The 10,000-nt window shown below is 45.3% G+C and carries 10 protein-coding genes and 1 pseudogene; 8 read left to right on the top strand and 3 right to left on the bottom strand.

Annotated features, from left to right (window positions below; all coding sequences use genetic code 11):
• From LDL18_RS00425 to parE, 4 genes are all read left to right on the top strand, one after another.
• Positions 1-616: aminotransferase class III-fold pyridoxal phosphate-dependent enzyme (locus LDL18_RS00425; protein ID WP_296505978.1), on the top strand; the 616-nt coding region annotated here is incomplete at its 5' end.
• A gap of 30 nt (positions 617-646) precedes the next feature.
• Positions 647-1,588 (top strand): ornithine carbamoyltransferase, encoded by a 942-nt coding sequence (gene argF, locus LDL18_RS00420; protein ID WP_296505975.1) that lies wholly within the window; start codon positions 647-649, stop codon positions 1,586-1,588.
• 128 nt (positions 1,589-1,716) lie between these two features.
• Positions 1,717-2,640 (top strand): Hsp33 family molecular chaperone HslO, encoded by a 924-nt coding sequence (locus LDL18_RS00415; RefSeq protein WP_296505973.1) that lies wholly within the window; start codon positions 1,717-1,719, stop codon positions 2,638-2,640.
• Positions 2,641-2,709: 69 nt separating this feature from the next.
• Positions 2,710-4,692 (top strand): DNA topoisomerase IV subunit B, encoded by a 1,983-nt coding sequence (gene parE, locus LDL18_RS00410; RefSeq protein ID WP_296505972.1) that lies wholly within the window; start codon positions 2,710-2,712, stop codon positions 4,690-4,692.
• A gap of 195 nt (positions 4,693-4,887) precedes the next feature.
• On the opposite strand, the gene LDL18_RS00405 is transcribed toward parE, so the two are convergent.
• From LDL18_RS00405 to LDL18_RS00395, 3 genes are all read right to left on the bottom strand, one after another.
• The gene (locus tag LDL18_RS00405) at positions 4,888-5,514 is read right to left on the bottom strand and encodes a MarC family protein (RefSeq protein WP_296505971.1); all 627 of its coding nucleotides are present in this window, start codon (positions 5,512-5,514) and stop codon (positions 4,888-4,890) included.
• A 188-nt stretch (positions 5,515-5,702) separates the two neighbouring features.
• Positions 5,703-6,029 (bottom strand): YggT family protein, encoded by a 327-nt coding sequence (locus LDL18_RS00400; protein WP_296505969.1) that lies wholly within the window; start codon positions 6,027-6,029, stop codon positions 5,703-5,705.
• A 23-nt stretch (positions 6,030-6,052) separates the two neighbouring features.
• Positions 6,053-7,093 (bottom strand): zinc-ribbon domain-containing protein, encoded by a 1,041-nt coding sequence (locus LDL18_RS00395; RefSeq protein WP_296505967.1) that lies wholly within the window; start codon positions 7,091-7,093, stop codon positions 6,053-6,055.
• Between the two features lie 205 nt (positions 7,094-7,298).
• On the opposite strand from LDL18_RS00395, the gene ftsE reads away from it, so the two are divergent.
• The 4 genes and pseudogenes from ftsE to LDL18_RS00375 all read left to right on the top strand — a co-directional run.
• Positions 7,299-8,000 (top strand): cell division ATP-binding protein FtsE, encoded by a 702-nt coding sequence (gene ftsE / locus LDL18_RS00390; RefSeq protein WP_296505965.1) that lies wholly within the window; start codon positions 7,299-7,301, stop codon positions 7,998-8,000.
• Positions 7,997-8,872 carry an FtsX-like permease family protein gene (locus LDL18_RS00385; protein ID WP_296505963.1) on the top strand — a complete coding sequence of 292 codons (876 nt, stop codon included), beginning with the start codon at positions 7,997-7,999 and terminating at the stop codon, positions 8,870-8,872. Before ftsE ends, LDL18_RS00385 begins: the two co-directional genes overlap by 4 nt.
• The gene (locus LDL18_RS00380; protein ID WP_296505961.1) at positions 8,859-9,515 is read left to right on the top strand and encodes a YdcF family protein; all 657 of its coding nucleotides are present in this window, start codon (positions 8,859-8,861) and stop codon (positions 9,513-9,515) included. Before LDL18_RS00385 ends, LDL18_RS00380 begins: the two co-directional genes overlap by 14 nt.
• 165 nt (positions 9,516-9,680) lie before the next feature.
• Positions 9,681-10,000, top strand: a pseudogene (locus LDL18_RS00375) (1-acyl-sn-glycerol-3-phosphate acyltransferase); the annotation flags it as partial.

Here is a 10,000-nt window from a genome sequence, read left to right as displayed (position 1 = left end):
TGCAACGGATGAATTCATGAAAGGCCTGCGTCGCATTTGTGACGAAAAAGGATTGATGTTGGTTCTGGATGAAGTTCAGTGCGGTTATGGCCGCTCTGGCACTTTCTTTGCCCATGAACAATATGGCATCAAGCCGGATATTATGGCCGTTGCCAAAGGTATCGGTGGTGGTTTCCCATTAGGCGCCTGTCTTGCAACCGAACATGCTGCAAAAGGTATGGTCTTCGGCACGCATGGTTCAACTTATGGTGGCAATCCACTGGCAATGGCAGCCGGTCAGTCCATCCTTGATATCATTCTGGAAGATGGCTTTTTCGACCATGTCCAGAAAATGGGTAATATTCTGGCTGAAAAGCTGGACGCAATCGCTAAAAAATACCCCGAGCTTTGCTTAGAAGCCCGTGGTCGTGGCTTGATCCGTGGTTTGAAATTATCGGTTCCATCTCGTGATGTGGTTGCGCATTTGCGTGATAATCATGGCCTTCTAACGGTGGCTGCGGCAGATAATGTTATCCGTATATTGCCGCCTTTGGTCATCGAAGAAAAGCATATCGATGAATTCATGGAAAAACTGGAATCTGGCTTGAAAAGCTATGTTCCAGCTCAAGCGGCTTGATTTTTCGGCCATAGAATAAAGGTGGTTACTGTGCCCCATTCAATAAAACGTCGTCATTTTCTGAATTTTGCTGATGCTGGTGCGGATGCTGTGAAAGCCATGCTGGCGGATGCTTTGGCTCGTAAACAGGCACGAAAAGGCTGGCCAAAAGGACGGGTTGATGCCGATGCGCCGTTAAAAGATTCTATTCTTGGAATGATTTTTGAGAAAAACTCAACCCGGACAAGAGTATCTTTTGATGTCGGAATGCGACAGCTTGGGGGCAGTACCATCGTTATGGAATCCGGATCGACCCAAATCGGTCGTGGTGAAACCATTGCCGACACGGCTCGTGTGTTATCCCGCTTTATTGATGCGATCATGATCCGCACTGATGACCATGCGAAAATCGAGGAACTGGCGCGTTATGCTTCGGTTCCGGTTATCAATGGTTTGACGGATTTATCCCATCCTTGCCAGATTATGGCGGATATGCTGACGGTGATCGAGCATAAGGGTAAAGTGGAAGGCACATGTTGGGCTTGGCTGGGTGATGGTAACAATGTGCTATATTCCATCATTGAAGCCAGTGGCCTTATGGGCTTTTCTGTTATCGCCGCTTGTCCTCATGGTTATGAACCTGATCCGAAATTTATCGAAGCAGCGCGTAAAGCGGGCTGCGATGTAGTTATTACCGATGATCCCGATGAAGCGGTCAAAGGTGCTGATGTCGTCGTAACCGATACATGGATTTCTATGGGGCAGGCGCATGCGGAAGCAAAAATGGCGGCTATGCAGCCTTATCAGGTTAATGAAGCCTTGATGGCAAAGGCTGGCGATCAGGCGCTATTCCTGCATTGTTTGCCCGCCCATCGCGGTGAAGAGGTCGTTGATGCCGTTATTGATGGTTCTCGTTCGGTGGTTTGGGATGAAGCTGAAAACCGGCTCCATGCCCAGAAGTCGGTTCTGCTTTGGTCATTAGGGTTATTATAAAATACCCTAACATAGCCTGAAATTAACTATGTCCTCTTGCTTTATTCCAGCAAGGGGCATCACCCTTCAAGTAAGCTGGCATCTTTTTGTCAGCTTACTTTTTATGGGTCAGAGGATGCGAGGTAAAAATGAGTGAGAATATCCAGAATAGTCCTTCTGAAAATCTCGATCGCTATTTGAGTTTTACGCTACCCGCTTTGGATGCCCGAGGCCGAATGCTGCATCTGAATAGTGTTTTGGACAAAATTCTTTCTAATCATAACTATCCGCAATCTCTGGCTTCTTTCTTGGCAGAGGCTTTGACCCTGACAGGACTGTTAGGCAGTCTGTTAGATGAAAAAGATAGTCAGCTTACACTGCAAATCCGTGCCGAAGGGGGCGCGGTTGACTTGTTGGTTTGCGATTTTAAAAATGATGTTATTCGCGGCTATCTTGAATTTAATGCAGAAAAAGAGGCGGCTTTACCTGAAAAACCCTCTCTGACTGACCTTGTGGGTGAAGGCTATCTCGCTATTATTTTTGATCAGTCGGCTAGCCGTGAACGCTATCAGGGTATTGTTGCCCTGACCGGAGAGTCTCTATCTAAGGCTGTCGAGAATTATTTTACCCAGTCCGATCAAATTCCGACCTTAATTCGGATCGCTGTAAAGCCACCCGAAAATGGCCGTGGATGGATATCTGGCGGGTTATTGTTACAGCATCTCCCCAAAAACGAAACCAATGCCCCAAGATTGACCCATCAGGGACTTGATAATCCTGACTGGGATCATGTTCGTCTTTTGGGTGAAACCATTAAACCGGAAGAATTGACCGAACAGGCCTTGAGTTGCGAAGACATCGTTTGGCGGTTATTCCATGACGAAAAGCCGATCAATATCACCGGATCGAAATCTTTTTCGACTTTGTGCCGCTGTGATAAAGAACGTTTCAAAAACATTATCATGCGCTTCCCGAAGGAACAGCGGGCTGAAATGTGTGATGAAAATGGGCTTATTCAGATAGATTGTGAATTTTGTGGTCAGCATTATAGCTTCCCTGTCGATATCGACTGATATCACGGGGGCTAGCTGATTGAGAGACGCTTTCACTGCCTATGGAAATACTCTATAAAGCTTTCTTATATGTCAGACGATCTTTTTAAATCTACCGTAACGCCTTCCGCTGATAATTATAACGCGGATTCTATTGAAGTTTTAGAAGGGCTGGAGCCGATCCGGCGGCGGCCGGGTATGTATATCGGTGGAACTGACGAGCGCGCTTTCCATCATTTGGCCGCCGAAGTCCTTGATAATGCCATGGATGAAGCGGTGGCGGGTCATGCAACCCGCATTGAAGTCACTCTGGATACTGGCGATCGTTTAACCATTACTGATAATGGTCGCGGGATTCCGATTGATCCTCATCCAAAATTTCCTGATAAATCAGCGTTGGAAGTGATCCTGACCACGCTTCATTCAGGGGGCAAATTTTCGAATAAGGCCTATGCAACATCAGGCGGTTTGCATGGTGTCGGTATTTCGGTTGTGAATGCGTTGTCATCTGAAACAACCGTTGAGGTCGCTCGCAATCGTTTGCTTTATCGGCAATCTTTCTCGCGTGGTCTGCCTCTTGGGGCATTGGAACAGGTTGGCAATGCACCAAACCGGCGCGGCACCTCGGTTTCCTTTATTCCTGATACTGAAATTTTCGGGAAGAATCTCCATTTTAAACCTGCCAAATTATATCGGATGGTGCGTTCTAAGGCCTATCTCTTCGCCGGTGTCGAAATTATTTGGCGTTGTGCTCCAGAACTGGCCTCTGAAGACGTGCCGGAAAAGGTGGTTATCCATTTTCCCGGAGGCTTGGCCGATTACCTGAAAGAAGAAGTCGGGAAAAGAGACTGTGCTACCAAAGAGTTTTTTACAGGGCGGCAGAGCTTTTCCGATGAAGATGGCTCGGTAGAATGGGCAGTGGCTTGGCCATTATGGTCGGAAGGCTCGTCTCTTTATTATTGTAATACCATTCCAACACCGGCTGGCGGCACCCATGAGCAAGGTTTACGTTTGGCTTTGGTTCGAGGGTTGCGAGCCTTTGGTGAATTGGTTGGCCTGAAAAAGGCCAAGGATATCGCACCGGAAGATGTGATTATTGGGGCGGATATGGTTCTGTCCCTGTTTATTCGGGAACCACAATTCCAGAGCCAAACAAAAGACCGTTTGACCAACCCGCAAGTGGCAGGATTGGTTGAGAAGGCTATTCGTGACCATTTCGACCATTTCTTGACGGATGATATGGATCGTGGGCGTGCCTTGCTCGGCTTTATTATGGAGCGGATGGATGAGCGCCTGAGACGGCGTGCTGAACGGGATATCAAACGGAAAACCGTGACAGCCGCTCGTAAGTTACGGCTGCCCGGTAAATTAACCGATTGTAGTCAGGATACGGCTGAAAATAGCGAATTATTTATCGTTGAAGGAGATTCTGCTGGCGGTTCCGCCAAGCAAGCCCGTGATCGTAAGACGCAGGCTATTTTACCTATTCGGGGTAAAATTTTGAATGTCGCGGCGGCGACCAATGCCAAAATCTTGGCTAATCAGGAGATTTCCGACATTACGCAGGCTTTGGGTTGTGGTGTCCGTGATCGTTGTGATCCGCAAGCCTTGCGCTATGAGCGCATTATTATCATGTCAGATGCTGATGTTGACGGGGCGCATATCGCAACCTTGTTGATGACTTTCTTCTTCCGTGAAATGACCGAGATTGTTCGGAATGGCCATATCTATTTGGCGCAGCCGCCTTTGTATCGTTTAAAGGCCGGTGCCAAAACTCTTTATGCTCGGGATGACAATCATCGGGTAGAATTAGAAAAAACGGTTTTTAAAGGCCGAAAGGTCGAGGTCGCTCGCTTTAAAGGTTTGGGTGAGATGAATCCCCAACAATTGCGGGAAACCACGATGGATCCCAAGACCCGCAGTCTTTTAAGAGTGACGTTACCGAAAGATTATCAGGATAGGCAGGAAATATCGGATTTGGTGGATCGTTTGATGGGACGCCAGCCGGAGCATCGCTTTGCATTTATTCAGGCTAATGCAGCTCAATTTGATGAAGCTGCTATGGATATTTAGCCTGAATAAAGCCTTTTCAAAGAATGCCGATGTCTTTCAGAAAACTGAAATTCCGCCATCATGACTGATGGCGGAACTTGGACAATCTGCATCGTGGAACGGATCCACCATGCTTTATTTTGTAAGCGTATTAAAACTATAAGACAAGGAAAGAGCAGTAGCCTTGCAATAAAAAATGATTTTAGTGAATAAATCTTAAAAATGAAAAAATTCTTTTAAGCCATCTAGAATAAATTGTATCGCCAAAGCGGCCAAGATCAATCCTAATACTCGGGTTATCATAGCCTCTGCGCGGCGGCCTAATACGCGCATGATCGGCCCTGCAAGAATAAGAGAAATAACCATCATAATTTGAATAGCACCTAACGCACCAAAAACGGTGATGCGTTGTTCCCAATTCTCGGTTTTGGAAATCAGCAACATAATCGTTGCAATAGAGCCAGGGCCTGCAATCATTGGAATTGCCATCGGAAAGACAGAAATATCTTCGGCTTCTTCAGGTATTTTTTTGACCTGTCTGGCTCGATCCTCTCTTTTCTGGGTGCGCTTTTCAAAGACCATTTCGATAGCGGTCAACAAGACCAAAATACCCCCCGCAATTCGGAAGGCTGCTAAGCCAATGCCGACAGCGCGAAGAAAGCTTTCCCCTAGAAAACCAAAAAAGACTAGAATACCGGACGAAACCAGAACCGCTCTTATGGCCATAGTCCGTTGTTCTGTCGGTGTCGCGTTTTTGGTAAGGCTTGCGAAAATAGGGGCGCATCCCGGCACGTCGATAACGACAAAGAGCGAGATGCAGGTCGATATAAAAAGAGAGATCATAAATGAAAGCTCAAAAAGCCAGATAAAAAAGAAACGCCGTCAATACGCTTGCCATTACCGAAATTCAAAGAGAAAGTTATAATTTTTTTATTAAAATGGATAACAATCTATCCAGCATTTTACCATATGATATTCTGTTTTCAAGTTGTTTTTGAAAATTTTATATCATAATGGCGCAATATATCTTCTTACACGTCACCATTGGTAAAACCGTGGAAAGGCATCATATAAATATGGCTGACCATTTGAGGGATAATAAACTGATTGACGATTAGAATCACCATCAGCACGACTGCCGGAGAAAGGTCTATTGCCCCGAAATCCGGTAATATTTTTCTGATAGGACGATAAAGCGGTTCCGTTAGCTGATCGAGGGTATAGACGACTTTACGGACAAACTCGTTATCGGAATTGATAACGTTAAAAGCGATCAGCCACGAGCATACGGCCTGAATGAGAATAACCCACCACAAGATATTGAGCATAAAATAGATAATTTCCAAGATTAAAATCATGTCATATCGTCCTGATTACGGGGCTATTTGCCGGGGGCTGATAAAAAATCGATGCTGATATTCTTGGCATTGGGGGGGATGTTGAAAGTGGCGCTGTCGAATTGAGCGACTTCATCCGGTTTCAAACTAGCAATTGGGGCAGGGGCGATCCAGTTAAAAACGGACTGTCCTTTATCATCCAAAAGATCGATGCGGATATCTGGCACCTTCAGGGTTTTATTGTCGTGGTTAACGATTTGTCCTGAAATAGAAAGAAGCTCGTTATTGCTATTGGTGCGATGTCTTTCATTGGTGACATGCTCAATCGTTAGGCTGTTCTCAGCGGTTTTTGTCGAGGCAAAAGCGGCATTAGAAGGCTTTCTGTGAACAAAATAATAAGTGCTTGCTGCAATCAGCAAAACAATAAGTGCAGCGGCTGTGCCTAATACCCAGCTTTTCATCCAAGGTTTTGTCGGGTTGGCGGGTAGCGATGCCCGATGATTACGGAAATCATAATTCCGAGTTAGATCGTCATCCTGATCATTGGAAAAATCATAATCTTGCGTGTTGGAAGAAAGTTTGTAGCTGAAAGCTGAGAAATCGTTGGATTCTGGCTTTTGGGAGGAAAAGCTTTCTTCTTTATTTTCGTTTTCTTGATCAAAAGAAGTCGATTTTTCTTGAGCCGATAATGCCGCCAGAAAAGGCACCGATGCGATGCTGCTTTCTTCTTTTTTCTCTGAAACTGCTTTTTCTGAATAGCTATCCGATTTTATCGATTCCGCGCTGTTCGGTTCAGTCAATGCCTCGCTTTCTTCTTTACTATCGGAAGAAGACTGTTGTGATAAAGACGAGGTTGGCTTGTCCTTGGGCGTGTTTTCTTCTTGAAGCGCTTCTTCTGAAGAGGTCGAAACGGTCTCCCCTTGATCGGAGGATTCAGGAACAGGGGCTTCTGTTTCGTCACGACTGTCAGGGTAGGCGATCCAGCTATGACCGCAACTGGCACAACGAACACGACGACCATTCGCCGTAATCATGCCATCTTGAACTTCGTAATCGGTATGGCAGGCTGGACAGGTTAAAATCATGGCTCTTCTACGCTTGTATGAGGAGTATTTATGCCACTTAATCCGGTAAAGCACGCCTTGCTGACCGGAGCAAGTATCCGGCTGTTCGGAATAAGAACCGCTTTTTCCAAAACATGCTCAATAATAAGGTGCTTTACTGATATAAAGGCATTTTTTAATTTTGTCTTGTGGGATAGTTTACTTTGTTTTTAAAAAAGAGGCCTTTTTGAGCGCTATCGTTCAGTTCGATCATGTCCATTTTGCTTATAATGCAGGGACTGATATTTTATCCGATCTCAATCTGACATTTGAGCAGGGACAATTCTATTTTGTGACGGGTGCGTCTGGTGCTGGTAAAACATCCCTGTTGAAGATGATTTATATGGCTTTGCGGCCTTATCGCGGTAGTATGCGGATATTCGGTGAAGATGTAATGACTTTACCCGAACGCTATATCCCGAGTTTGAGACAGCGCATCGGTATTGTTTTTCAGGATTTTCGTCTTGTTCCTGAACTGAATGTTTTTGATAATATTGCGCTGCCTTTGCGTTTGGATAGACGAAAAGAAAATTTTATCCATTCTACAGTTGGCCGGATTTTGGTTCAGATTGATCTGCCTGATAAAGCCTTTCATTTTCCAGAAACGCTATCCGGTGGTGAGCAGCAGAGAATAGCGATTGCCCGCGCGCTTATTCGTCGTCCTGAAATTTTGGTCGCAGATGAGCCGACCGGTAATATTGATGATGGGTTGGCAGCCTCTATTCTACATTTGCTGTCTGCTCTTAGCAAAAGAGGGATGACGGTTATCATGGCAACCCATGACCTGCATTTGTTGGATAGGGTGCCGCATGCCAAACATATCCGTTTAGGAACAAAGGGAAATCTTGAATCTGTGGCGCTTCTCGACCAATGGTCTCCCTTGAAATGAAAAAGCTGATATTCTTTCAGGATCAACATCTTTTGGGGAAAGCGCCTCTTTCCCGTATGCTTTCATGGCTTGTGGCTTTGATGATGGCGCTTTTGACCTTGGCCTTGCTTTTTGTGCTATCTATTCATCAAAGAGCTATTTCCCTGCACGATCAGCTAGCCGACCGTTTAACAGTTCAGATTGTCGAAGCTGATCCATCGAACAGAGATAGGCAAAAAGAAGCGGCCTTGCACCTATTACAAAGCCTGTCATCGGTAAAATCTGTGCATGCTTTATCTCAACAGGAATTAGAAAAGCTGGTTGAACCCTGGTTGGGCGATCATGCGGATTCTGAAATCACTTTGCCTGCTTTGATTGATTTTACGATTTTGCCACATGGCGATAAACAGGCGATCGCGGCAGAAATTCATCATGCTGCCCCCTCTGCTTCTCTGGACGACCATGGTTCCAGTGGGGCGACGTTGTTGTCTTTTCTATCTCTTTTAAGCAGCTTACTTTGGAGCGTTATTCTCTCTTTATTTTTTGCTACAATTGCTATCATTGCATTGGCGGTGCGGTCTGCTGTGAATGGCTGTCATGACAAGATTATTTTACTGTCTTTACTAGGCGCAGAGCAGAAGCGGATAGCGGGCTTATTCTGTTATAAAACCGGATTTGATGTTTTCAAAGGAAGCGTTATCGGCTGTGCTATTTCGATTTTAATCGCGGTTTTATCTAGGCGTTTACTGGCGAGTTTACCTACCCCTATTTTCCATTCGGATAGTATAAATTTTTTGCCGCTGCTTTTTATCGCTTTTTTGCCTATTATCACGGTTATAATAGGGGTTATGACAGCTCATATAATCGTTTTGCGGATGGTTGAAAAAAGATGACAAGACGCGGATTTTCCTTTTGGTTCCCTTTATGAACGCCAAAGCTATTCTTATTGGATCTCTCCGTTTTTTGATCTGTCTTTTTATGCTTTGGTTAGGAGGATTTTGGCTTTTCTATTCTTTCCATGCGCATCCGACGAATAAACAGGTAACAGATGGTATCGTCGTTCTGACTGGCGGCGCTGGCCGGATTGACCGTGGCCTGATGATGTTGGAGCGTCACCAAGCTAAAAAAATGCTGGTTTCAGGCGTTAACCGCCAAGTCAAAGCCGAAGAATTGGCCGCCCTTTATGATATTCCTTCCCATTTGATAGAATGTTGTGTTGATCTAGGCACCCAAGCTGTTGATACCAGTTCTAACGCCCAAGAAACGGCTGAATGGATAACGCTTAATCACTATCATTCAGTTCGTCTGATTACGACAGATTGGCATATGGCAAGAGCGCGCTTCGAGCTGTCTTTGATGATTGGGAAAGATATCAAAGTCGTTGAAGATGCCATTCCCAGTCATGCTGGTTGGCGAGTCTGGATTATCGAATATTGCAAATATCTATGGCGGCGTTCCAGTGTTGCCATTGGTTTTAATTCGATTCCTTATCGTTCGGCTCCGGCCTCTATCTGGCGTTATTTCCATCAGAAATGATCTTGGCTGGCTTTTGGGAAGAGAATATTTTACTGACTTTTGAAATTTATGCCGTTTGAGAATGGCTTTATCTGTTCTGAATTTGGAATTGAATATATGATAGCCAAGTTACGCGCCGCGCTATTTCTGATCATATTTTATAGCCTGACTGTTCTGATGATTTTTATGGCTTTTCCTCTGTTACTGGGGAAACAATCCGCCATGTGGCGGCAGGCTAATCGTTGGGCGCGACTGCATAGCTTTTTGGCGCGTCATATCATCGGTGTCCATAGTGAATGGCTAGGCGATAAGCCGGAAACTATTTCTTCGGAAGATTGCGTTTATTTGGTGGTAGCTAAACATGAATCCATGTTTGAAACCTTGGAGTTGGTGCGCTTTTTAGGGCATCCGGCCATTATCTTAAAAAAAGAACTGGTTGATTTGCCGCTTTTTGGTCGCTTGTTAAAAGCGCATGGTTCTATCCCAGTTGATCGGTCGCGGTCGGC

Source organism: Zymomonas sp. (genome assembly GCF_020216885.1).
Taxonomy (GTDB): domain Bacteria; phylum Pseudomonadota; class Alphaproteobacteria; order Sphingomonadales; family Sphingomonadaceae; genus Zymomonas.
This window is presented reverse-complemented; position numbering and strand designations above follow the sequence as displayed.

Coding starts and splice junctions, on each gene's coding strand:
- LDL18_RS00395 (WP_296505967.1), bottom strand. CDS start 7,093: ATGATTTTAACCTGTCCAGCCTGCCATACCGATTACGAAGTTCAAGAT.
- LDL18_RS00405 (WP_296505971.1), bottom strand. CDS start 5,514: ATGATCTCTCTTTTTATATCGACCTGCATCTCGCTCTTTGTCGTTATC.
- LDL18_RS00385 (WP_296505963.1), top strand. CDS start 7,997: ATGAAAAAGCTGATATTCTTTCAGGATCAACATCTTTTGGGGAAAGCG.
- LDL18_RS00400 (WP_296505969.1), bottom strand. CDS start 6,029: ATGATTTTAATCTTGGAAATTATCTATTTTATGCTCAATATCTTGTGG.
- parE (WP_296505972.1), top strand. CDS start 2,710: ATGTCAGACGATCTTTTTAAATCTACCGTAACGCCTTCCGCTGATAAT.
- LDL18_RS00415 (WP_296505973.1), top strand. CDS start 1,717: ATGAGTGAGAATATCCAGAATAGTCCTTCTGAAAATCTCGATCGCTAT.